Origin of the sequence: Bacillus sp. ms-22, from assembly GCF_009759805.1 — a bacterium.
Taxonomy (GTDB): domain Bacteria; phylum Bacillota; class Bacilli; order Bacillales; family Bacillaceae; genus Bacillus; species Bacillus xiamenensis.
This window is the reverse complement of the sequence record NZ_CP046653.1, coordinates 3,557,538-3,581,074: the sequence shown is the minus strand read 5'-3', so window position 1 is coordinate 3,581,074 and position 23,537 is coordinate 3,557,538. Positions and strand designations below refer to the sequence as shown.

26 protein-coding genes, 1 pseudogene and 1 riboswitch are annotated in these 23,537 nt (G+C 37.7%); of the genes and pseudogenes, 14 read left to right on the top strand and 13 right to left on the bottom strand.

The features are described from left to right. Positions 1-46: 46 nt before the first annotated feature. Positions 47-1,279: a beta-ketoacyl-ACP synthase II gene (gene fabF / locus GPA07_RS18320; RefSeq protein WP_008359339.1), complete on the bottom strand. Its 1,233-nt coding sequence runs from the start codon at positions 1,277-1,279 to the stop codon at positions 47-49. A gap of 103 nt (positions 1,280-1,382) precedes the next feature. Between fabF and GPA07_RS18315 the strand changes: the two genes are divergently transcribed. Then, positions 1,383-2,219, top strand: coding sequence for a helix-turn-helix transcriptional regulator (locus tag GPA07_RS18315; RefSeq protein WP_008359338.1), 837 nt, complete (start codon positions 1,383-1,385; stop codon positions 2,217-2,219). Between the two features lie 322 nt (positions 2,220-2,541). Here the strand turns inward: GPA07_RS18315 and GPA07_RS18310 are convergent, their stop codons facing one another. From GPA07_RS18310 to GPA07_RS18285, 6 genes are all read right to left on the bottom strand, one after another. Beyond that, positions 2,542-3,051 (bottom strand): hypothetical protein, encoded by a 510-nt coding sequence (locus GPA07_RS18310; protein ID WP_008359336.1) that lies wholly within the window; start codon positions 3,049-3,051, stop codon positions 2,542-2,544. Beyond that, the gene (locus tag GPA07_RS18305; protein WP_008359334.1) at positions 3,048-3,716 is read right to left on the bottom strand and encodes an ATP-binding cassette domain-containing protein; all 669 of its coding nucleotides are present in this window, start codon (positions 3,714-3,716) and stop codon (positions 3,048-3,050) included. Before GPA07_RS18305 ends, GPA07_RS18310 begins: the two co-directional genes overlap by 4 nt. A 14-nt stretch (positions 3,717-3,730) precedes the next feature. Next, positions 3,731-4,543 (bottom strand): hypothetical protein, encoded by an 813-nt coding sequence (locus GPA07_RS18300; RefSeq protein WP_008359331.1) that lies wholly within the window; start codon positions 4,541-4,543, stop codon positions 3,731-3,733. After that, positions 4,530-5,336: a hypothetical protein gene (locus tag GPA07_RS18295; RefSeq protein ID WP_008359329.1), complete on the bottom strand. Its 807-nt coding sequence runs from the start codon at positions 5,334-5,336 to the stop codon at positions 4,530-4,532. The genes GPA07_RS18300 and GPA07_RS18295 overlap by 14 nt, the downstream gene beginning before the upstream one ends. Positions 5,337-5,442: 106 nt before the next feature. Further along, entirely contained in the window at positions 5,443-5,880 is a 438-nt protein-coding gene (locus GPA07_RS18290) for a hypothetical protein (RefSeq protein ID WP_008359326.1), read from the bottom strand. Positions 5,881-5,891: 11 nt separating this feature from the next. Continuing rightward, positions 5,892-6,467: a hypothetical protein gene (locus GPA07_RS18285; RefSeq protein WP_017358716.1), complete on the bottom strand. Its 576-nt coding sequence runs from the start codon at positions 6,465-6,467 to the stop codon at positions 5,892-5,894. Positions 6,468-6,614: 147 nt separating this feature from the next. On the opposite strand from GPA07_RS18285, the gene GPA07_RS18280 reads away from it, so the two are divergent. The 8 genes from GPA07_RS18280 to GPA07_RS18245 all read left to right on the top strand — a co-directional run bounded on the left by GPA07_RS18280 (position 6,615) and on the right by GPA07_RS18245 (position 11,741). Continuing rightward, positions 6,615-7,448, top strand: a complete 834-nt coding sequence (locus GPA07_RS18280; protein ID WP_008359322.1) for a hypothetical protein — start codon at positions 6,615-6,617, stop codon at positions 7,446-7,448. A 200-nt stretch (positions 7,449-7,648) separates the two neighbouring features. After that, positions 7,649-7,909: a metal-sensitive transcriptional regulator gene (locus tag GPA07_RS18275; protein WP_003217059.1), complete on the top strand. Its 261-nt coding sequence runs from the start codon at positions 7,649-7,651 to the stop codon at positions 7,907-7,909. A gap of 125 nt (positions 7,910-8,034) precedes the next feature. After that, the gene (locus GPA07_RS18270; RefSeq protein WP_008343885.1) at positions 8,035-8,517 is read left to right on the top strand and encodes a DsrE/DsrF/DrsH-like family protein; all 483 of its coding nucleotides are present in this window, start codon (positions 8,035-8,037) and stop codon (positions 8,515-8,517) included. A 14-nt stretch (positions 8,518-8,531) separates the two neighbouring features. Continuing rightward, on the top strand, positions 8,532-8,888 hold the full coding sequence (locus GPA07_RS18265; RefSeq protein ID WP_157293118.1) for a rhodanese-like domain-containing protein: 357 nt from the start codon (positions 8,532-8,534) through the stop codon (positions 8,886-8,888). Between the two features lie 52 nt (positions 8,889-8,940). Beyond that, on the top strand, positions 8,941-9,498 hold the full coding sequence (locus GPA07_RS18260) for a sulfurtransferase TusA family protein (RefSeq protein ID WP_008343883.1): 558 nt from the start codon (positions 8,941-8,943) through the stop codon (positions 9,496-9,498). Between the two features lie 15 nt (positions 9,499-9,513). Continuing rightward, positions 9,514-10,641, top strand: coding sequence for an MBL fold metallo-hydrolase (locus tag GPA07_RS18255; protein WP_157293117.1), 1,128 nt, complete (start codon positions 9,514-9,516; stop codon positions 10,639-10,641). Between the two features lie 34 nt (positions 10,642-10,675). After that, complete coding sequence (locus tag GPA07_RS18250; RefSeq protein WP_008343881.1) at positions 10,676-10,906, top strand: sulfurtransferase TusA family protein; 231 nt, start codon at positions 10,676-10,678, stop codon at positions 10,904-10,906. 58 nt (positions 10,907-10,964) lie between these two features. Then, a complete protein-coding gene (locus tag GPA07_RS18245) occupies positions 10,965-11,741 on the top strand; it encodes a sulfite exporter TauE/SafE family protein (RefSeq protein ID WP_157293116.1) in 777 nt (258 codons plus the stop codon). Between the two features lie 52 nt (positions 11,742-11,793). Here GPA07_RS18245 and GPA07_RS18705 read toward each other — a convergent pair whose 3' ends face one another. Both GPA07_RS18705 and proS read right to left on the bottom strand, forming a co-directional pair. Beyond that, on the bottom strand, positions 11,794-11,970 hold the full coding sequence (locus GPA07_RS18705; RefSeq protein WP_017358723.1) for a hypothetical protein: 177 nt from the start codon (positions 11,968-11,970) through the stop codon (positions 11,794-11,796). 175 nt (positions 11,971-12,145) lie between these two features. Beyond that, on the bottom strand, positions 12,146-13,579 hold the full coding sequence (gene proS / locus GPA07_RS18240; protein ID WP_008359313.1) for a proline--tRNA ligase: 1,434 nt from the start codon (positions 13,577-13,579) through the stop codon (positions 12,146-12,148). Positions 13,580-13,978: 399 nt separating this feature from the next. Then, positions 13,979-14,078: riboswitch (purine riboswitch) on the top strand. Positions 14,079-14,155: 77 nt separating this feature from the next. Here proS and GPA07_RS18235 point away from each other — a divergent pair. Next, positions 14,156-15,328, top strand: a complete 1,173-nt coding sequence (locus GPA07_RS18235; RefSeq protein ID WP_017358727.1) for an MFS transporter — start codon at positions 14,156-14,158, stop codon at positions 15,326-15,328. 42 nt (positions 15,329-15,370) lie between these two features. Here GPA07_RS18235 and GPA07_RS18230 read toward each other — a convergent pair whose 3' ends face one another. Both GPA07_RS18230 and GPA07_RS18225 read right to left on the bottom strand, forming a co-directional pair. Further along, positions 15,371-15,748 carry a hotdog domain-containing protein gene (locus GPA07_RS18230; RefSeq protein WP_008343876.1) on the bottom strand — a complete coding sequence of 126 codons (378 nt, stop codon included), beginning with the start codon at positions 15,746-15,748 and terminating at the stop codon, positions 15,371-15,373. Positions 15,749-15,885: 137 nt separating this feature from the next. After that, positions 15,886-16,653, bottom strand: a complete 768-nt coding sequence (locus GPA07_RS18225) for a GNAT family N-acetyltransferase (protein ID WP_008359311.1) — start codon at positions 16,651-16,653, stop codon at positions 15,886-15,888. 207 nt (positions 16,654-16,860) lie between these two features. On the opposite strand from GPA07_RS18225, the gene GPA07_RS18220 reads away from it, so the two are divergent. From GPA07_RS18220 to GPA07_RS18205, 4 genes are all read left to right on the top strand, one after another. Next, complete coding sequence (locus tag GPA07_RS18220; protein ID WP_008359310.1) at positions 16,861-17,319, top strand: MarR family transcriptional regulator; 459 nt, start codon at positions 16,861-16,863, stop codon at positions 17,317-17,319. Between the two features lie 106 nt (positions 17,320-17,425). Beyond that, positions 17,426-17,671 carry a hypothetical protein gene (locus GPA07_RS18215; protein ID WP_008359309.1) on the top strand — a complete coding sequence of 82 codons (246 nt, stop codon included), beginning with the start codon at positions 17,426-17,428 and terminating at the stop codon, positions 17,669-17,671. Then, the gene (locus GPA07_RS18210; RefSeq protein ID WP_008359308.1) at positions 17,668-18,129 is read left to right on the top strand and encodes a 2-thiouracil desulfurase family protein; all 462 of its coding nucleotides are present in this window, start codon (positions 17,668-17,670) and stop codon (positions 18,127-18,129) included. The genes GPA07_RS18215 and GPA07_RS18210 overlap by 4 nt, the downstream gene beginning before the upstream one ends. A 181-nt stretch (positions 18,130-18,310) precedes the next feature. Continuing rightward, positions 18,311-19,138, top strand: coding sequence for an aldo/keto reductase (locus GPA07_RS18205; protein ID WP_157293115.1), 828 nt, complete (start codon positions 18,311-18,313; stop codon positions 19,136-19,138). Positions 19,139-20,238: 1,100 nt separating this feature from the next. On the opposite strand, the gene GPA07_RS18200 is transcribed toward GPA07_RS18205, so the two are convergent. Both GPA07_RS18200 and GPA07_RS18195 read right to left on the bottom strand, forming a co-directional pair. Further along, positions 20,239-21,921: a CDP-glycerol glycerophosphotransferase family protein gene (locus GPA07_RS18200; protein WP_232532081.1), complete on the bottom strand. Its 1,683-nt coding sequence runs from the start codon at positions 21,919-21,921 to the stop codon at positions 20,239-20,241. A gap of 743 nt (positions 21,922-22,664) precedes the next feature. Next, positions 22,665-23,470: pseudogene (locus GPA07_RS18195) on the bottom strand (IS3 family transposase); the annotation flags it as partial. Positions 23,471-23,537 lie beyond the last annotated feature (67 nt).

The following is a 23,537-nucleotide window of genomic DNA, read 5'->3' as shown; positions in this document are numbered from 1 at the left end:
AGGACTATAAACCCTTGTTTTGTCATTATTTCACCTTTTCACTACTTCAATCGTAATGTTTTAACAAGATGGCTGAATTATGTCCTCCAAAACCAAAAGAATTGGATAGCCCATATTTCAATGGAAGCTGTCTCGCTTCTAATACAACATCTAAATTGCAATCTGGATCTTGTTTCTCTACATTAATAGTTGGCGGAATCATTCCTCGTCTCAAACTTTCCACTAAAGCAATCGCTTCTACTCCGCCTGCAGCACCAAACATGTGCCCAGTCATTGACTTGTTCGCAGTTGTTGGAATTTCACCTGAACGATCACCAAATAATTTCTTAATGGCTAGAACTTCTGAACGATCACCTACTTGTGTACTTGTTGCATGAGCACTAATAACATCGATTTCACTTGTTGATATATCTGCACTTCTCAATGCTTTCTTCATGGCTAAGTAGGCACCCCTACCTTCTGGGTGTGAAGCGACCATATGATGTGCATCTGAACTAGCCCCGTATCCCACTACTTCACATAATATCGGCGCATCTCTAAGAATTGCGTTGTCTAATGATTCTAATACTAAGATACCTGCGCCTTCACTCATAACAAAACCATCTCTATCTGTATCGAATGGGCGGCTGGCTCGACTTGGGTCTTGGTTTCTAGTAGATAGTGCATGTGCGTTTCCAAAGCTAGCCAAAGATATCTGATTGACGGCAGCTTCTGCTCCACCGGCAAATATAATATCTGCTTCATCGTTTCGAATCGCATTGAAAGCTTCACCAATAGAGGTGTTCCCGATAGAACAAGCTGTGACTGGTGACAATGATGGCCCTTGTGCGCCTAATTTAATGCTGATTTGGGCCGCAGCTGCATTTGAAATCATCATGGGGACAAGGCTGGGGCTTACTCTCGAGGGACCTCGTTTGTCTAATACATGCACATTATCTACAAGCGATTGTATGCCTCCGATTCCTGAACCAACATATACGCCTAAACGTTCAAGATCTACTTGATCTAACTGTAATTGTGAATGTTCTAATGCTTGTTCGGCCGCTGCTAAGGCAAACTGACTAAAACGATCTAATCGTTTTGCTTCTTTTCTCCCTAATATTTCATCTGCATCGAAATCACGAACGATTCCAGCTATTTTTGTTTTATAATCAGTCGTATCAAAAGAATCAATGAGAGATATTCCCGATTGTCCTTGAACTAGTTGGTTCCAAAAGCTATCTATATCATTTCCTAGTGGAGAAATAACTCCCATTCCAGTAATGACAACTCTTTTCATGATCATTCCCTCCTTGTTTTTATTAACTTTAGCCATTGTGTTATCCTATTACAAGTTGTTGTTTATCCTAGTATAATGAATAATATTTTAAAAGGAGACCTTAATGAAACCTGAAACAAGACTTCAAGCATTATCAGAATTTCTAAAGAACCAACGTTCAAAAATCACGCCTCAAATGGTTGGTTTACCTGTAGGAACCCGCCGAAGAACACCAGGACTCAGAAGAGAAGAAGTGGCTCAACTAGCCGGTGTGAGTCTTACTTGGTATACATGGTTAGAACAAGGCAGAGATATAAAAGTATCTACTTCGGTATTAGATGCGATTTCTAGTGCATTACAATTAAATAACGATGAAAGGAGATATTTGTACGCTCTAGCGTTAGAGGAAGGTGTGAAACAATCCTATATCATTGAGAATGAGAAGGAAATCAGTCCGGCTTTAGTGAAAATTCTGCAGGAACTTCGTTATTGTCCAACGATTATATCTGATAGAAGAAGTCAGATTGTTGGGTGGAATCAAGCAGCAGCTAATGTATTTTTGGACTTTGAACAAATCATCCCGGCAGAAAGAAATATCATCCGCTTACTATTCGCAAGAAAGGAATTTAAAAGTTTAGCCGTGAATTGGGAGCATTTTGTAAGAGGATATATCGCCATATTTAGAACGTATTATGGACAGTATGTGGCGGATGACTGGTATGAGCAATTTATAGAAGAAATGGAGCAGGCATATCCTGAGTTTCGTAAAATATGGAATGAAAATGAGATCAGTTATGCACCTGAAGTATTAATTGAATTTCGTCATGCTAAGGTAGGGAAAATGTTGTTTAATCTCACTTCATTACAAGTGTATGGGGATACTGATTTAAGATGCAGTGTCTATACTCCAGTTGAGGATACTGAAACGGAGCTTAAGTTAAAACGTTTAATTGAAGGGTAGCTGTTGTTTGGAGAGAAGAATAGGGCTGATTCAAAGAATACTTCTTTAACTTTGTGTAGATTTTAAAAAACAACTAGTATAGTAGCAATTGGTTATTTGTATTTGGATGAAGGCATTGTGTGTGTGCTGTGCTGAAGGAGGTATGGTGATTTTTCAGTGGAGTGGGGTGGATTTTTGATTGTTTGGCATGAATTCATCTGCTTTCATATATTAATTTCCTTCGTACTTTAACTTTAGTAAAACTTCGCCTTTTTATATAAAAAATCCTCTTAAAGTAGAAGAGGACAAAAGGACGTATTTCTTTTGATTTGAATAGTATATGCTACTTGAAGTAATCAATTTTCACAATGAATTTCTCAACTGATATTCCATCACTCCCGATCATATGGAGTTTAGGCGTTTTTAAATTTCCCTCACCATTATTTGCAAATGTAAAGGTGACGGTACCGCTTATATATTGATGAGGCTTAATATCTTTAACTCTTTTGCCTGTTTTATTATTAATAAAGTCTATGGTCTGGGTTTCTTCCTCTCCCCTCATCATTCTATAAAATTCAGGATGTAGGGGAAGTTTATCGTTTGTTTTATTTTTTAATGTAAATGGTATGCGGTATTCAGTTATTTTATTTCTCATTTCATCAATGGTATTAATTTTCTTAGCTTTTTTAAACGTATGACTTATTTTTAGAAATTCAAACGTTTCATTTGTCGTAAGGTTTTTTTCTGTTACTTTATAGTTGGAGTATTCACTATTCACTTGTTGATAGCGGAACATGCTGATTAAGATAAAAATTATAGTCATCACTGAAATTACTATTACTTTTTTTCTCATTTTTCTTTATCCCTATCAACAATCGTTTCTTTTATAATTTCACCAGATTCAATATCATAAATCGTATCTGAAACCTTTTGAAGAGTTTCTTTATCATGGCTAGCGATCAAAATTGTTTTACCTTCATTTTTTAATGTTACGAGTAATTGATGTACTATTTCGACTGCTTTCTCATCTAAAGCATTAGTAGGTTCGTCTAAAATGAGCAAATCCGGTTTTTCCATAATTGCTTGAGCTATTCCCAAACGTTGTTTCATCCCAAGAGAATACTTTTTAAACTTTCTTTTGTCATTTGGATCAAGCCCTACACGAGAAATCACAGCAGAAATTTCGTTATCGTTAATTTTATTCTGAATCATAGAGAGTAATTTTAGGTTAGCAAAACCAGTATATTCTGGGATAAAACCAGGATACTCTATTAATATTCCAACATTTTCGGGAAATGAGATGTCTCTGTGTAATTGTTTCCCACCTACAGTTACTTTTCCATCACTTGGTTTTACTAATCCGGATAATACACGAAACAACATTGTTTTTCCGGATCCATTAGGTCCACGAAAACCATAAATATTCCCCTTTTGTAATGATAAGTTAATATTCTTAAGGACTTGGTTTTTTTTAATAAATTTGTTTAATGCCTCAATTTTAATATATTCTTCTGACATGAGTTTCACCTCGATTAATATTCTTTTTCATGATCATTGCCGTATTCAGTTAAAAAATCTTGTTTGATAAAAATTTTATATGCTAGAAAAGTAAAAAGTAATCCAAAACCACTAAATAAATAAATCATTCTAGAAAATAAACCTGGTATAAGCCAAGATGTCATTTCTAATGACAGTGAGTCATTAATGAAAGAAAAACCAAAATAAATATTAAGCATTTTATCAAGAATCACAGCAGATGAAATGATAATAAAGCTGTATATATAATTTTTACTTAACAAATAGCAAACCACAACAAATAGTCCGATCAGATGGAATACCAATAAACTTGTAATCAGATATCTAATTAACATGATATTAGATGAAAAGTATTCATCTAAAGGTAGTTGATCGCCATATATTAAGTATGGAGCTCCTTTTGTAGACAGCCAAACGTTGTTCCACCTTCCTGACAGGAAGCCACCCAGAAGGAAACCACCAATTAGGTATATGAGAGTGAATATTAGACAGATCCAAAAGACACGTAATAATAACGATAAAAATACTTTTTCTCTTTTTTGATAACGAACAAAACGAGAAGAGTCGAAAAAAGGTACGATTCCAAATGAAAAAAACATTAGAAAAAGGGGTAATACGGGAAAAATAAATGTATAGGAAGAGAAAAATAAATTTAAAGATTGTGGTATTCCCATTATTCCATGTTGCGGTATACTTTCTTTGACTAAATATAAAATACAGAGCAAATAACAAAAAAACCAGATGAATAATCGCACTTTATAACGGCATATGTCGAGTAAAACGATATGTAGTTCTTTAACGAATAACATTCTTTTTAACCCCTAGAATGTATAATGAAAAACTTAACATAAATCCGATAAACAAGTGTAAAACAAGACTTGCTAGACTCACACCATCTGTAGCCTGTTGTTGCAAGAAGCTTGTTGATATCATTTCCTGATGCCCTAGTGTTGAAAGTACCATGTTTATGACATATAAACTTGCAAAAGGTGTAATTAGAACAACAAATGATTTTTTAATAAACATTCCAAATCCCAAAGCTATACTTGCGAACATACCAGAGAAAATACCAATCAATATGACATATAAAAGCATATGAACAAAGGGATGTGTATAATATAGATCTGGTAAGAAAGTATTATCAGAGTCTAAAGGCATCTCATTGTTAATCGCTCTATCAGGTTTTATATTTGGAAGTCTCATGAAAGACAAATAAATATTTAATAATAGGGGAAAGACAGCTGTGAGCATACCTGCTAAAAAGTTTATAAGAAACAAACTAAAGAAATATTGTTTTTGTTTTCCTCTAATAATTAAAAAGCGAAAAAAACCAGTTGACCGATCTCTTGAGTACAGATCTGAAAATGGGAGTGTTGCCAAAATTGGTAATAAGAACATGTAAAGTGCTGGATAATCTGATATTCCACCGATCCCCATCCATTTTGTATAAGGGGTAAAAGAAATTCCTCCTGTAAGTTCTAAATGTTCTTTGAGTGGCATTTCTTCTGTCCAAAAATAAGCAATCGCTAAAATTGCACCAATGGCTAATGATATGTAAAAAGAAGGGCGCTTTATTAATCGTAATATAAGCAAATAAAACATGTTTCTCTCCATTTCGTTTATTTAAAACTAAATATAGAAGCGACTCAGTTAATTCTGAGTCGCTGTGTCACATAGTTCTCTTTTGAGTTTAAAGAGCCTAATAGAATCAAGGGCTTTTTGGATCGTAATCGGGACTCCATTTGCCATTAGCATGACCAGCTGCATTCTTCTTAGCACCTATCGAAACAGGCGGATATCCTATTCCCAAGAATGTTTTTTCAACTGCCAAATTGTATAGGAGTTGTACTCCTTTATAATTTTTCTTAATTGTATAATAGTGGCCATCTGAAACATCTTTTCCTTTAGATCTGGCCCAGGCTACATAAGAAGTATTATTCTTTTCACTGTTCATATAATACCAAGATTTAGTAAATTTTGTTCTAGATGTTGTCTCATCATATGGATTTCCTTTTAGAAATCTAAAATTATAATTAGTATCTTTATAGTTGCCACTTGGTTCTCCTGCATAGACATGCACAATTCCTATAGTAGAAAAGGTTACTCCTAGAATTAAAGTTAGGCTAATGATTATTTTGTTTTTCAACTGTCTTCACCTCATTGTTTACTTACAATTAAGTATTTATCTGCGACACCTATGCAATTATTATCTTTATTTAGCCAAATCATTCTTAATGCTATTTCTGCTTTCTGACCTTTGAATGTTGGTAAATTAATTAAATAATCGTGATCTACATCTGATCTATCATAAGGTTGTTCCCATTGATGAGTAACTCCTCTATCATCTTTCAATTTTCCCAAGATTTTTGATGGGGGAGGTTCTTTTTGACTAAAGGTCATCGCTAATTCATAATTTTTAGGAAGTGGTCCAACTTCAATGTCCTCTCCTTTGAAAACATTTTCAATTGCCACATCATTATTCTTTATCTGACCTTGATAATAATGATCCTCTTTCAACTTTTCCCAAAATATAACTTTAAAAAGACTTTGCTTTTGTTCGGTATCAAAATAGAATATTTTAGAATCATCCTTTGTGCTATTATCCAAATCTTCTATACTTACAGAAGGATCTGGAGCTTTGTCTTTTATGGTGTTATTGAAATTATTTGATTGACAAGCACTAATCAAAGATATCATTATTAAAATTAAAAAAAATGTAAATAACTTTTTCACTATTTTCCCCACTAAAACCATAATTTGTACCGGTACGTGAGAATTATACAATAAAATAAAGAAAAATACACCTTTTTTTGTATTTTTTTATTTAAAATGCTATGTTATGCTATGTTCTAGTTAGTTGATAAGAGAGGGCTTTTTTACATGATTGGTTTATTATTACTTTTTAAAAGAGATATGATTCTTGGGTTTCATAGAACTACAAAAACTTTTATCATTATATCTATTCTAGGGTTGTTTAATTTCCTATACTACCTTTATTTTCTGCATATTAGTTTAACTAAAAGTAATGTTGCATTTTGGGATGTTATTGGTAAAACCTTTGCAGGTGTTCCCTTTGAACTTGTCGAACAACAAACAATTGAATTTCCTTTTGGATGGATTATATTTCAATTAAGTGGTGCAATATTGGTCAATACTTTTATAAAAGAAGATCTATTTGCCCATAGTGCCTTTATTAGAGTTAGAACAAAGTCAATATTTAAAATGTGGGTAAGCAAACTATTATTTTGTTGTGCCGCAATATTTATCTTCTACATATTAATATTGTCCCTTACCTGGTTTGTTTGGAAATTGAGTGGGGGGACAGTAAATAACTTGACAGATTACGGCGAAAGTATTTTAAGATATTCGTCCTTTCAATTCTCTTATAGTCAAATTATTGTTTATTCAATTCTCTTAAATATAGCTGGCACATTTCTTTTTACTTTTATCTTTGCTTTTTTAACATTAATTTTTAAAACAATTTATAGTTTCATAATTTGTATCTGTATTTTATTTCTTTCCATTTTCTCAGATAATCCAATGCTACTTGGGAATGAATTTATGCTGATTAGGCATCCTATGTTTGGTTTACCTCCAGTTGTCTCAATTATTATGACACTAATTATAGTTCCTATTCTCTGTATTGTTTTTTCGATAGGTGGGGGAATTTATCTATCTAAGTATGATTTAATAAGTGATATGGAAAAGGAATGAGATTTTATAACCCTATAGTATCCTGTAGATTTTGAAATCTAAATTTACCCGATCTTTGGAAGAATAAAGTACTTAAAATTGAGGAACTGTTGTGATATTTATATCAATAGTTCTTCTTTTTAATACCATCATCATGTTTGACTAAATACCTATCAGGGTATACTATCTGATCATAGGGAAAAGAGAAAGGAGTGTTAAATGTGGAATATAATCAGCAGATGAAGAATCGTCTTCGCCGGATTGAAGGGCAGATTAAAGGGGTTCTTGCGATGATGGAGCAGGGAAAGGATTGCCGCGAGGTGGTGACGCAACTATCTGCTTCACGCAATGCCATTGATCGTGCAATGGGTGTGATTGTGAGTACAAACCTTGAACAATGTGTCCGTGAAAGTCTTGAACAAGGCAAGGATACAGAGGGGCTTGTCAAAGAAGCGGTTGAGCTCTTGGTGAAAAGCCGGTAAGAAATTCCTCAGCCTTTGAAGGTTGACGAATTTTTTTACTTGTTATAATATACCCTTACCGGTATGTGTATATATTTTTTGTTTTCAATATACCCCCACGGGTAATTTATATAAGGAGGATCATGATGGAGGAACAGAAAAAACGAACAACAATTGTTTTATTTAGTGGAGATTATGATAAAGCGATGGCCGCTTACATTATTGCAAATGGCGCAGCAGCTTATGATCACGAGGTGACGATTTTTCATACCTTTTGGGGGCTGAATGCCTTGCGTAAGGAAGAGATGGTGCCACTGAAGAAGGGATTTTTAGAAAAAATGTTTGGCAAAATGATGCCGCGTGGCGCTGATCGAATGGGGCTGTCAAAGATGAATTTTGCAGGAATGGGACCGAAGATGATCAAGCATGTGATCAACAAACACAATGCCATGACCCTGCCGCAGCTCATTGATATGGCGAAGGAACAAGAGATCAACCTCGTGGCATGTACGATGACGATGGATCTTTTAGGGCTGCAGGAGAATGAATTACTAGCAGACATTCAATATGCCGGTGTGGCCGCGTATTTAGCAGAGGCAGAAATCGGGAATGTGAACTTATTTATCTAGGGAGGTGTCCATACATGATTCAAATGCTTTTGCTCATCATTGTGATCGCTTTGCTTGTGAGCCGTTTTCTTCCCGTACGGGGTGTGAAACAAATGGACGCAGCTCATCTGAAACCTACATTGTATAGTCGGCATCAACAACTGATAGACGTGCGATCACCTTTAGAGTTTCAAACAAATCATATAAAAGGCTTTCAAAATATCCCCTTACCACAGTTAAGGAATCGAGCGCATGAGCTTGAGAAAGACAAAGAAGTGTATGTGATCTGCCAAAGCGGGATGAGAAGTATGCAGGCGGCTAAATTGTTAAAAAAACAGGGATTTACCCACATTACGAATATCAAGGGTGGCATGAATGCTTGGCGATTATAGGTATCAATAGGCTTTGAAATATACCCCCACCCCTATTAAAGGAGGAAAAACAATGCAGCAACCAACAGCAATTCTAGATGCAAAAGGATTGGCATGCCCAATGCCCATTGTCAAAACGAAAAAACAAATGAATGAGCTCTTGCCAGGAGATGTGCTTGAAGTGCAAGCAACTGACAAAGGGTCTACAGCGGATTTAGCAGCTTGGTCAAAAAGCGCCGGTCATGAATTTTTAGGAACAAAAGTAGAAGGACAGGTGCTTCATCATTTGATTCGTAAAGGCGGAGCGAAACAGGAGGAGCAGTCAATGATTTCGGAAATGTCGTTGAACATGTTTCAACAGAAGGTAAAAGAAGATCAGTCATTGTTTATTTTAGATGTACGAGAGCCAGATGAATACGAAGCGGGTCATATTCCAGGAGCTGTTCACATCCCTCTTGGCGAGGTGGAACAACGTGCTGAAGAATTGAACCGAGAGACGCTCATTTACCTCATCTGTCATTCAGGCAGAAGAAGTGAATTAGCCGCACAAAAGTTAAAAGAAAAAGGATTTCATCAATTGATCAATGTAGTGCCAGGCATGAACAGCTGGACAGGAGAGATTGAAAAATAGGAGCTGAATGAACCGATGACTGTAAAAGCAATGACAGCAGAACAGTTAACAAAAAAGATCATCAACAAAGAGCCGATCTTTTTGTTGGATGTACGAAACGAATCAGATGTCCAGGACTGGAAAATTGAAGGGAAAGCCGTTGAATATTTAAATGTGCCTTACTTTGAGCTTCTTGATGGCGTAGAGGATATGGTGGAGAACATACCGGATGACCTAGATGTACTGGTCGTTTGTGCGAAAGAGGGCTCCTCTATTATGGTGGCAGAGATGCTGTCAGAGGCAGGCAGAACGGTCCATTATTTGCAAGGCGGCATGAAGGCATGGAGTGAGCATTTAGAGCCAGTGAAGATCGGTGATTTAACTGGCGGTGGAGAGTTGTACCAATTTGTGCGAATGGGCAAGGGGTGCTTGTCCTATATGATCATGTCGAATGGGGAAGCTGCGATTATTGATGCGGCTAGAATGACGGAGGTCTATACGCAATTTGCTATAAAACATCAAGTCACAGTGACGCATGTGTTTGATACGCACCTTCATGCGGACCATATATCTGGCGGGAAAAAGCTGTCTGAACAGACTGGAGCTATCTATTGGCTACCGCCAAAAGACGCCGAAGAGGTGACATTTGATTACAATCACCTTGAAGAAGGACAGCGTGTGACGATTGGAGCGACGGAGATTGATATTCATGCCCTTTATTCACCGGGCCATACGATTGGTTCAACCTCTTTTATCGTAGACGGCCGTTACCTCCTTTCAGGTGATATTTTGTTCATTGATTCGATTGGAAGACCTGATCTAGCCGGTATGGCGGAGGACTGGGTAGGTGATTTGAGAGAAACCCTTTATACACGATATACGGCGCTTTCGGCAGAATTGATTGTGCTGCCTGCACATTTTATGATCGTGGATGAGCTTAATGAAGACGGGAGCGTTTGGAAGGAGCTAGGCGCTTTGTTTGAAGAAAATCACGGGCTGAACATTGAAGATGAAGACGTATTTAGACAAATAGTCACGCAGGATCTTCCTGCACAGCCAAACGCTTATCAAGACATTCGGTCTACGAATATGGGGAAGCTGCATCCAGACGAGGAAGCACAGCGAGACATGGAAATTGGTCCAAACCGTTGTGCGATTCGATAATGTTCAATAAAATAAAGAAGCGAGGGATGATCAGATGACATCAGATCACATTTTAGACGTAACCGGGCTTGCATGCCCGATGCCAATTATTCGGACGAAGAAAAAAATGAATGACTTGGCTGAAGGTCAAGTATTAGAAATACATGCAACAGATAAAGGAGCTAAAGCTGATTTGGCTGCATGGGCTAAGTCAAGCGGACATGAATTGATCACGCAGACAGATGAAGGGCATGTGCTGAAGTTCTGGGTGAGAAAAGGGTCCTAAAGGGGAGAGGGGTATCTATGAGGAAGCCCCTTTTCCTTTTGCAAAGGAGGAGACCAGCGTGGATTTTGCATTTTTCATTACTTTATTTATCATCGGATTTATTGGTTCCTTCTTATCAGGAATGGTCGGAATAGGAGGATCGGTGATCAACTATCCCATGCTGCTTTATATCCCGCCTCTAGTCGGAGTGATGGCATTATCGGCACACGAGGTTTCAGGGATTGGTGCCATTCAAGTCCTATTTTCGACACTCGGCGGTGTGCTGGCGTATCGAAAAAGCGGATTTTTACATCGACCATTGATTTTATATATGGGGAGCAGTATATTGGCAGGGAGTTTATTAGGCAGCTATTTATCACATTTCCTTCCAGAGAAAGGCATCAATGTAGTCTATGGTCTGCTTGCCATTGTCGCTGTCATTTTAATGCTTGTTCCGAAAAAAGGTCAGCGGTCAGAAGCAGATGGAGAGGTGACCTTTCATAAAGGACTGGCGGCTGGTATTGCCTTTGTGATCGGAAGTGTATCGGGCGTATTAGGTGCAGGCGGTGCCTTTATTGTAGTACCGGTGATGCTATCGATTCTCAAAATCCCTGTGCGGATGACGATTGCCTCGTCTCTGGCCATTACGTTTCTCTCTGCGATCGGCGCATCTGCTGGGAAAGTGCTGACGGGTCAAGTCATGTTCATGCCTGCTCTTGTCTTAATGGCGGCCAGTTTAATTGCTGCGCCGATTGGGGCGAAAATTGGTCAGAAAATCAATGCCGTTTATTTGCAATGGGCACTTGCCGTGATGATTACAGCCACAGCGATCAAAATCTGGGTAGATTTATTATAAGAAAAAGACCAACAACTGAGAGCAAGGGCTCTTTTCCATGTGTTGGTCTTTTTTATTTCATGTCATCGTGCTCGATATACGTTTCAAGTGCAGGGTGGTACTCTTTTTGATAATGAAGATTGGGGCATGTTTTCACGACTTTGCCTTGCAAGGCATTGGACTTCGAGACATCTAATGCTGTTTTACATTTTGGACAGCGTTCGTTAAAAATTGAGAGCCAGCGCTTCATAGATCACCACTCCAGTTAAAGTCTTAAAAACCGATTATATTAATATGAATTATAGGGGATTGTGTGAAGGAGGTCAATGGATATTTGGCTCTTTTTAACAAAAAAGAAGCATCGTATAAGATGCTTCAGCGTATAGACAAATCCTCGCATTCTTTGTCAACAATTTGAAATATGATTAGTAGGCTTTTGCCCAGAACACCATATCAGAAGCAGGTTTCCCGCAGCAGACACATGTGTCAGAAACGGATTCTTGTTCAAACGGGATACAGCGTGATGTCGCCCCTGTTCTCTCTTTGATGTCGTTTTCACAGTCTTCATCGCCGCACCACATGGCTTTGATCAACCTGTTTTCTTCAGCAAGAAGCTGCTCGATGTCTCCGATTGTATGGGCGTTTGATGTTTTTTCATGTAATCGTTCTTTTGCTTTTTCGTACATCGTCTGCTGAATGTCTTCAAGCGTGGACGTGATGGTTTGTTCAAGTGCATCTAACGTGACGGCTTGCTTTTCACCTGTGTCTCGTCTTGCGAGCATGACCTGGCCTTTTTCCATATCCTTTGGTCCTACTTCTACGCGTAATGGGATGCCCTGCATTTCGCATTCGTTGAATTTCCAGCCAGGCTGTTTATCACTTGCATCGATGTCAGCGCGTGCGATGCGGGCGAGTCTATCCTTTAATTCATAGGCATGATCGAGGACACCTTCTTTATGGGAAGCAATTGGCACAACACGTACTTGGGTTGGCGCAATGTTTGGCGGTAGGACAAGTCCTCTGTCATCGCCATGCACCATGATCATAGCGCCAATGATTCTTGTGGTGAAGCCCCATGATGTTTGCTGGACATGCTCTAGTTTTCCTTCGCGATTTAAAAATTCAATGCCAAACGCCTTGGCAAATCCGTTGCCGAAGAAGTGAGAAGTGGCGGTTTGCAGGGCTTTTCCGTCATGCATCAAGCTTTCAACCGTATAGGTGAAGCGGGCGCCAGCGAATTTTTCTTTCTCTGTTTTCCTGCCTTTAATGACAGGGATCGCTAGAAGCTCTTCACAAATAGACGCATAGACATGGAGCATTTTTTCTGTTTCTTCAATCGCTTCTTGCTCAGTCTCGTGACAAGTGTGCCCTTCCTGCCAGAGGAATTCAAGGGTTCTAAGGAATGGACGTGTTGTCTTTTCCCAGCGGACGACATTGGCCCATTGGTTATATAGCTTCGGTAAATCACGATAGGAATGAATGATGTTTTTATAATGCTCGGCGAACAGCACCTCGGATGTTGGTCTGACGCAGAGTCTTTCCTGTAATTCCGAATCACCGCCATGTGTCACCCACGCCACTTCAGGAGCAAAGCCTTCGATATGATCTTTTTCCTGCTGGAGAAGGCTTTCTGGGATAAAGAGCGGCATATAGACATTCTCGTGACCCGTTTCTTTGATTTGACGATCAAGTTCGTCGCGAATATTCTCCCAAATTTTAAAACCGTATGGCTGAATAATCATACTGCCTCTAACGCTTGAATAATCGACGAGACGCGCCTTTGTGACAACATCTGTATACCACTGGGCAAAGTCGTCTTCCATGCTTGTAATTTTCTCAACAAATTGTTTCTTTGACATCGTCTTTTTCCTCCTTTTAAAAAACAAAAAAGCTGTGCTTTAAGTTAGGGACCATTCCTGGTGGTACCACCCTAATTTAAAGCACAGCTTTACACTCGATCATGATAACGGTATGAACCGCTGTATGAAACAGAACTAAATCGGCAGGTTCACTTGAAGATGTCAGTAGGAACTTCTCAGCACCGTTCCCTCTCTAGTAAAGATCGATTCAAGCTACTATTCCAGATCTACGTTGATCCTTGTTCGTTGATTTTTCATCAGTTTACCTGTAAATGGGGGAGAAAGCAAGTTGGTCCGCAAGTTCATTTCATACCCTTCTGAGGTCGTTTATGTTGCTGAGCCATTGGCAAACACTTTCTGTTTTTGCAGCTTGCACGTTATGGAAGGCTATGCTAATATATTTGAAGAAAAAAATAGACTTGTATAACCTCAATAATATGGTTTGAGGGTTTCTACCAGGATCCGATAAATCCTGATTACAAAAGCGCGCTTTCCTTTTTTGTAATCAGGGTTTTTTTGTTTGTCTGCACCCTGTATCAAAAGTGAAAGCCATGATATAGAGAAGGGATGTTAGACATGAACTGGAGAGTTTATTTATTAGCTGTTTCTACTTTTGCGGTTGGATTAGTTGAGCTTGTGGTCGGGGGCATTTTGCCAAGTTTAGCAGAGGATCTCAATGTGTCTCTTGCGACAGCTGGGCAGCTTATTACGGTATTTGCGATTGTGTATGCTATTTCAGCACCGGTGCTACTGACCGTCACAGCCAAAATCGAACGAAAGCGTCTTTATTTGATCGCATTATTGGTCTTTACATTAGGCAATGTATTCACATATTTTAGTTCCACCTTTGCCCTTGTCATGATCTCTAGGGTCTTGATTGCCATGAGTACGGCGCTTGTTGTGGTGTTATCACTAACGATTACCGCCAAGCTGGTGGAACCGGCGCATCGAGCGAAAGCATTAGGTCTGATTTTTATTGGGATTAGCTCATCACTTGTTCTCGGTGTACCGATCGGTATTTTTATTACAGAGAGCTTTGGCTGGAGAGTGATGTTTTTAGGAATCAGTATTCTGTCAGCTATATCCATGGTACTCATTTATTTTCTATTGGAGAAAATGCCTGTTGAAAAAGTCACACCGCTTAAAGAACAAATTCGTTCTTTAGGGCATCCGAAAATTTTCAGTGCGCATTTGATTAGCTTGTTCATGCTTGCTGGTCATTATATGCTGTATTCTTATTTCACGCCATTTCTGATGGAAGTTCTGCATATGACTCCGTTTTGGATTAGTATTTGTTATTTGGTCTTCGGACTTGCGTCGATTGGCGGGAATGGGTTTGGCGGCTGGCTGAGTGACAAACTAGGATCAGGAAAAGCCATTTTGCTTGTGACCATGGCGTTTGCCATTGTGATGTTTATCCTTCCTTATACAGCGGGAGTGTTTATGCTCTTTATGGTGATGGTTGTCCTATGGGGTGCTCTTAGCTGGGCACTGACACCTGCTTTGCAGAGCTATTTGATTCAAACAGACCCTGTGACGTCTGATATTCAGCAAAGTTTGAATACATCCGCTTTGCAAATTGGGATTTCCATTGGATCAGCCGTGGGCGGTGTCATGTTTACAATGACCGGTTCATCTGTTGATTTGGCTAAATTCGGTGCTGTTTTTGTGCTGATTGCCTTTAGCTGTGCAGTGATTTCATTAAAGAGACCGCCGCTTTATATGGATCGTCAGCATCATGCTGAATAGAAGAGAATAAGATCGTTTAGCTGCCTCATCATAGGCAGCTTTTTATTTTTTGAAAACCACACCTTCACTTTTACCAGTAATGACTTCTTCTCCATGCTGATTGATATAACGGGAAAAAAGGTGGACACGATGGTATTTTTCAAGGGGTTCTACCTTGGTGACGGCCATCTGACAGGTAATGGTGTCACCTGTATAAACAGGGCGTATGAAGGTACATGTCATCTCTTGACCGATAAAATGAAACTGCCCGCCAAGCTTCGTGGCTAGACTTGCTGTGAGAAAGCCGTGTACCATGAGCCTGCCTTGATCATCTAGCTCGGTATGATGTTTGCCAAGATCACCTGTCATCTCGCCAAATTGGATCACATCTTCATGCGTATAGGTTTTGCTTGTTTGAAATTGATCGCCTGGTCGAACCATCTGTTCTTCAGCTCCTTTTTTTAAATGTACCAAAGGAGTGAATGAATGTACATTCATTTTTGTGATGAGATGTTAGAGGCAAAGAAGAGACAGGATGCCTTTCTTTGCCCTTGATACGTCAGGAAAAATGTCATCTTCTATTCAAAAATAACCATTTCTCCAATTGGATGAAATCCGGCACGCTGATAGATATGTTTGCCGTCATTTGAGGCTTGTAACATCACACACTTTTGTTTGTTATCTGTCTGGGTCAGAAGGTAATGAAACATGTCACTGCCAAGTCCTCTTCCGCGGTGTTCTGCCTTTGTGATGACATCATAAATACCGTAGCTGTCTGCTGTTTCAATCAATAAGCCCGTTGTGACTGGTTTGTTGTGTTCATATCCAACGAACATGCGGGTACTCGGGTGTAATCGTTCAATCGAAAAGCGCTGGAAATAGCTGTTTAAAGAGATTGCTTCAGGTGATCCTTCGAAAAGTTCGATAAATAAATGTTGATAATCGAGAAAAGTTTGATCGTCAGTCACTTCCTTGATCGTAAGCGATTGAGAGGTCCTTTGATCGATGTCGTTTGTATGTTCAAGCATCATGATGGTATTGCGTTCCACTTCTTGAAGCCCATATTTCTGCATGATATTCGACCAATCGGGGTGGAGCAGGCTTTGAGTGATCCATGTGCTGAATGTTAGCTGCTGTTGCTGCATTTGTTCGATGGCAGCTTCCACTTTTTGTTGATCTTGTATGTGCGCTGAAATCGGTAATAATAAATTGAACGTGTCAGTTGATATATGCGTGTTTGATAGAACGAAATCTTCTGTTGATAGGAACGATCCGTTTACAACAGAAGAAAACAAATTTATTTTTTCTTCTAACTGGCGAATGGCCATTTGCTGCTCTGTTTTCATTCTCTCACCTTCTTTTTTTGATTGAGGGTTACCTATCATAAATGATAGCAAAGAAAAGGAAATTGTGCCGTCTCTTGTAATCTAGTAAAAAAGTTCTTTTATTTATCAGGTCTGATGACCCATTCTTTTCCTCATCCCCACATTTCTTTTGACTCCTTTATTGATTATTAGTACCATTTTATTAACCAGTTAAGAGTGGAGGTTCAGATGGAAACAAAAGAGCAGATTGTCTTAAAAGCGATTCAAGATTTGATTATGCATAGGGAAAAGAAACGGAACGATCCAACAGATCCACTGATTACCACGACTGATACACTCAAGCAAGATTGGACACTTACACAGCTTCATATTTTATCTATGATTCAAGCAAACCCTAACGAATCCAATAATACATTTCTTTCACAACAACTAAAACTATCAAAACCCGCCATTACAAAGGCTGTGAAAAAACTCATCGAAAAAGGCATGGTCGACTATTGCCACCGGCAAGGTGACAAGAAATCCGTCTATTATTCACTGACAGAGGAAGGTACACAGCTGGCGGCACTGCATGATGAGCTTCATGAACAGGCAGTCTCCTCCTATTTAGAATTCCTCCATGAATTTAATGAAGACGAACTACAGGTTATTGAGCGCTTCTTAAAGGCTTGGAAGGAAAAGATATAAATAACGGACCGAAAGCTTTCTATAAACTAGATGCTTTCGGTTTTTTTATGGTAAAATTAACATATATTGACGTTATTCGTGATGATGTGAAAAGGGGGGAGCTTCTTTGGGGAAAGAAATGATGGAAAATTTTAAAAAATCAGCAACCATCATGCCGTTCGTCGGATTGTTTGTCAGCTTGCTATTATTTGTTTATTTTTTTGGTATCACAGGAGTTGAAGGGCCGATTTGGGCTGCTGCATTGTATTGTGCTCTGCCCTTTTTAGGGTACACGATCTTCTATCTGCCTGTATGTATTTATTTTAAAGTTAGAAAAAAACACTCAATCCATAAAAATGAGGAACATACATGATCGTTGTCAGCGCTTGTCTTGCGGGATTAAAGGTCCGTTATAATGGCAGCCATCGATTAGATCAACGTATCGAGGAGCTTGTGCAGGAAGGAAAGGCGGTAACAGTTTGCCCTGAGCTGCTTGGCGGTTTCTCTACACCAAGACCTCCCGCAGAAATTATTGGTGGAGATGGTCATGATGTCTTACGGGGGCAGGCTTCTGTTGTTGATGTTCATGGAACAGATGTGACAGAGATGTATGTAAATGGTGCACAAGCCACGCTTAAGCAGATTCAGACTCTTGGCGCAACATCCGTCGTGTTAAAAGAGTACAGCCCTTCTTGCGGAAGCCGGATGATCTATCGGGGAGAGTTTAACGGGAAGACAAAGGCTGGGGACGGTGTGACGTCTGCCTTGCTGAAACAGCATGGGATTCAAGTATTCTCTGAGGAGGATGATTGGACCTCACTGTTTGTATAGGAATAAGTAGAAATCTATTTAATTAAAAAACAAATATATTCACATAAAAATTTTGTGTTGTTAGTATGGGACAAAATGAAATTAGATCATAGTAGCCCTTGCATGGTCTATTTTCATGCATGATCTTTCGCACATTCGGGTATAGTGCATGGTAAGCAAAAATGAAGCGGAGGTTTGTTTGATGAGTGGATTAACAGATACAGTCACATTAGCAAACGGAGTGAAAATGCCGAAGCTTGGCTTTGGTGTATGGCAAGTAAAAGATGGGGATGAGGCTGTAAATGCAGTCAAAGACGCACTTGAAGCGGGCTATCGCAGTATAGATACAGCAGCGGCCTATCAAAATGAAGAAGGTGTAGGCAAAGCCATTCAGCAATCAGATATTTCTCGCGATGATCTGTTTATTACGACAAAGGTCTGGAATCGTGATCAAGGATATGAATCAACACTTGAAGCCTTTGAAACAAGTATGAATAAGCTGGGACTTGATGTACTAGATCTTTATTTAATTCATTGGCCAGTTGAAGGCAAATATAAAGAAACGTGGAAAGCGCTAGAGAAGCTGTATAAGGATGGACGCGTTCGGGCAATTGGTGTGTGTAACTTCCATCAGCATCATTTAGAGGATTTATTAGAAGAGGCAGAGGTTGTGCCAATGGTGAATCAAATCGAGCTGCATCCGAAGCTGACGCAGGAGCCTTTACGTGACTACTGCAAGGCGAAAGGAATTCATGTAGAAGCGTGGTCGCCATTAGGCAGCGGGAAGCTCCTGAACCATCCTGTTCTCCAAGATATCGCGAAAAAACATGACAAATCAGTAGCGCAAGTAATTCTTTGCTGGGACTTGCAGCATGGCATTATCACCATTCCAAAATCTGTGACGAAGAGCCGAATCATTGAAAACACACAAGTCTTCGATTTCGAGCTGTCCGCACATGAGTTGGCTATTATTGATCAGCTGAATGAAGATGAGCGCACAGGTCCAGATCCAGATAACTTTGATTTTTAAACGAAAGAAAAGCACAGGTGATATGGTGGGACTGACCCTAGTTTTTGAGACAGGGAATCAAAAAAATTTTATACTGTCAATTGCCGATAGTTTATCGGTGATTGGTTGTTCGTTCGAATGCGAAGGTTGATATAACATGCCCATGGTAATGCCTTTTATATGAACACCTTTGTAATACTTTTTAAATGTAAGAACCTTGCGCTATGTAACACGCAAGTTCTCAGGCAGTGCTGGGAGCTGATCAATTGTGTTTAAGACAAAGTTTGTATCCCGTAGTCGAAAAATACCGGATCGGAACTTTCAGTCTTATCGCCCCCTTGCAAAACTAACAAGGGTATCACGTATCTATCTTATTGATAGAAACAATTATAATTTCCAGTATTTTAAATTTTTATAATGGAGAGATGATTGCTTTTACGATTGGTGATAAACAGCCTTTTTCGATATCCGTATCTTTTGGCACAAAGTGTCGATTTGTTTCCTCTAGTTGTCTCTTAGAAGTATTCTTAGTTAGATCCTTTTTCCATCTATAAAACGAAATGTGTGTGGTGCCTATTTAGATACAGGTGTTCTCGTTTTGCAAAAATATTCTACAGTTCAATTTACTTTTTTTATCAACTTTCTTTCCAATTCGTTGTCCTTTTTTAAAACTTCATTCTGTTGTTTCATTTAGCGATTTTTTGCCTAGAGTCTCTCTAAATCTGGAGAGTACTCGGGTCCTTTTCCATAGTAAATGGTTTTCAATAGGCTTTTTGAAACGGTGTGTCTTTCCAGTCCTATACCACTTCACTCATGTCTGAACCTGCGTCTTATTCCTAATCCTCATATCTCTTTCATAGATCCGCCTGCCAATCCCATTTCTACAGCCTTCCGATTGACTTAAACAAGGTAAATCACTATTGTCTCCATAGAAAATACACCTCCATGTTTTATTTCGGATAACAGCTATCCGTTTTCTAACTTGAAGGTGCTGTTTATTTACCTCATCTTATGAGGTCGGTCTCTGCTTAATTTAACTTGGGGTTATTACCGTATAATGTTAGAATCCTAATAAAACATATATGGTTGACGTGGTTGAGTTTATTATTTGTGCTACTAAACTATCCTAATCTTTTAATTTCGCTATAAACATTTTCAGTATTATTTCCATTACTATGTTCCACTAAGTTATTATATCTAATAATATATTTTTGAAGTTGGTTTTGATTATAATTTATTTTTATAAAATTATTTAATGTACTATCGATATGATTTACGATATCTCCAAAACAATTAGTATCTTGTAATATGTTTGGCGCTCCATATTCTGCTTCTGCTATCTCTTTATCCCCCCAAAAAAAGATCATATTACTTCCTCCTGCAAATGCATAAAAGCATATGGAAGAGTAATCAGTAATAACAACCTTTGAATTAATGAGGGCATCTTTTATATCACCTTGGTATAGATAATCTTTAATCTGGTCATAAGTTTCTGGAAATTGATTTTTTAGCATTAGCCCTGCTTTTGGGTGTAAAGTAATATTGATTATTTTATCTTCATAAAAAGGATCAGTTTTAATAATTCTTAAAAATTGTAAATAGCGGTCAATATAGGAATTTTCTTCTATTCTTCCAGTAACATCCCAGGGTCTCCAGGTTAACATAAAAGTAATTTGCTTTTTATCTTTATTTCTATTTTTAACATATAGATCTAAGTTGGGTACCCCTTTTTCAATTAGTTGATCGTCAGTAAATTTAGGGTATTTTCTAAAATAATAGGATTCGAGTTTTGAATTTGTTACAATATAATCCGGACAAATGGGTACTTTTTTATTAAAATAGCCTCTCTCAAAAACATTGGTGGCGAGACAGACACCGTGTTGTAAGAATATTTTATTATTATTACTTAATATCTTTCTTTTGATATTTTGACTATTATCATATAATCTTCTTTGTACATGGCTTACTAAGTCAGAAGATATGAATTTTTTAGCTTTAAATATAAAATAGAATGCCTTAAAGCTATTGTGAGCTAGAATATTATTTTTACCATATTCCTCTTTTAAAGATAAAAATTTATCGTGATTTTTATCCAAAATAAATTTGGAGTAGGAATCATTTTTTGCTTTTGATTTTTTGAATACTTCAAAGGCTGATTCACTTGCATTTTTAGAAAATTTCTCAAAATAGATGTCGTATTTTTCTTGTTTCCCGAATCTTGAAATTAACCTAGCAAATTTTTCTTTAAACTTTGTTTTAAAACTTAAATAATCGGTCATGACTAACACCATTTGGCCAGTTATAGATTTCCTTACAAAAAACTCAATATTTTCATTCAATTTATAACTTCTTGAGCTATAAACATAGTGCTTTTGATCGTAAGTATTTCTATAATTAAATTTCAAGGGATAATAGTAGTCTGTATTATCCTTGTTTGTCGATTTGATATATAAAGGCAAATTTATTTCACTTGATTTTATATATTTATCTAACAACTCATTTTTTTTAATTTTAACATAACCAAAATGAGTAATTAATCCTAATTTGTTTGTCACAGTTGAAAATTTATCGCGAATTTTTTGAGGAAAAATATAATTAAAATTTAAATTTAAAGTTTTGTCATATCCAATTGCTATATTAGTTTTTCTCATATTAGCAAATTTAAAGCGAATTACACCAAGAATATAAAAATTATCACCGAATGTAATTGTTTTTAATCTCTGTGGGGGATTAGATTCTGCTTTCTCTATTCTTTCTTCAATTGTTAATAGAGGATGGTCTTTTTTAATTATTATAAAAGACAAAGTGTTGAAAGGATCTAAATATACGACAAGTATTGATTCTTTAATTCTATGGTCGTTTTCATGGATCTCTAAAATCTCAATTCTATTATTATTACTTTTGTTTTTAATGACTTTCTGATCTGCTTTAATATATAAAACTTTTTGAATAACATTCTTTTTTTCTATTTATAACTTTTCCATTATTAAAATCAGTAAACTCGCCATTTAAAACAATATTTCCATTTTTATTAGATGCGTAAAACAATTTTGACCTCTCCTCAGTGAACTTTTTTAAATTTATATAGTAAATAGTGGTATTTTCGGCGATGTAATAATCAGGTGATTGAACTTGTGATTTAGTAGGTTAACATTCTATGAAAACTTTTCTGTATACCGAATTTCATTTCATACTCAATTAACATCAGCTTATTTTTGTGGGAATATCAGCATAAAGAAATATCTTTTCTATATCCAATTAATTATCTAAATGGTATATAGATTGTAAGAACCCAATTTAACGTGAAATTACCAGACAAGAGAAATGCATACAAATAAGTATAGCATTAATTTTACTGTCAAAACTATTCTAAATCAATAAGCTATTTCATCTCTTATGGGACAAATTCAATATTTCTTGAATTGCTATGATCCGAAGTGGTTGTTTGGCTTTTTTCTGTTTGCACTATATTGCTTGTATAATTTAGGTAGACTCATATTTAGATTAAAAGTTAAGGGAATAATTTATATGAAACTAAGTACTAGGAGTCTGTGTCCTGCTTATCACCAATTGTAAAAGCAATCACTTCTCCATTATATAAATCCAATATACTGGAAAGGTACAATTGTTTCTGTCCATAAGGCAAATACGTGATGTCCGTGACTAGTTTTTCAAGAGGGCGATCAGACTGAAAATTCCGATCCAGTATATTACCAGCCACGGCATAGGGCTGCCCATTCTTCTTACGCTTTTTCATTTTAACCCGGCATTGCCACTGGTTTTTCTGCATGATACGTTGAACAGTTTTATGGTTAATACGCATTCCCATTTTTAGTATGGCTGTGATTTTCCGATAACCATATCGATATTTGTGCTTTCGGCACAACGTGCCGACCTGTTTCTCTAGTTGTCTTTTAGGATGATTCTGAGTCAGATTCTTTTTCCATCTATAATACGAAGTGCGTGAGATGCCTAAATGGACACAGATGTCCTGTACCGTCATCGTTTTGCTCAATTCATCTACCAGTTTGATTGACGTTTCCTTATCAACTTCCTTTCCAATTCGTTGTACTTTTTTAAAACCTCATTCTGTTGACTCAAATAGCGATTTTCTGCCTGAAGTCTCTCTAATTCTGAAGAGTACTCGGGACCCTTTCCATAGGTATATTGTTTTCCAACAGGTTGTTCGAACCTGTGTGTATCCCCAGTTTTATGCCATCTCACCCATGTCTGAACCTGCGTCTTATTCTTGATATTCAATTCCTGCATGATCTCTTTCATAGGTACGCCTGCCAATCTCATTTCTACAGCCTTCTGTTTGACTTCAGCCGGATAACTCACTCTTGTCCCCATAGAAAAAACACCTCCATGTTTTATTTCGGATCACAACGATCCGTTTTCAAACTTGAAGGTGTTTTTT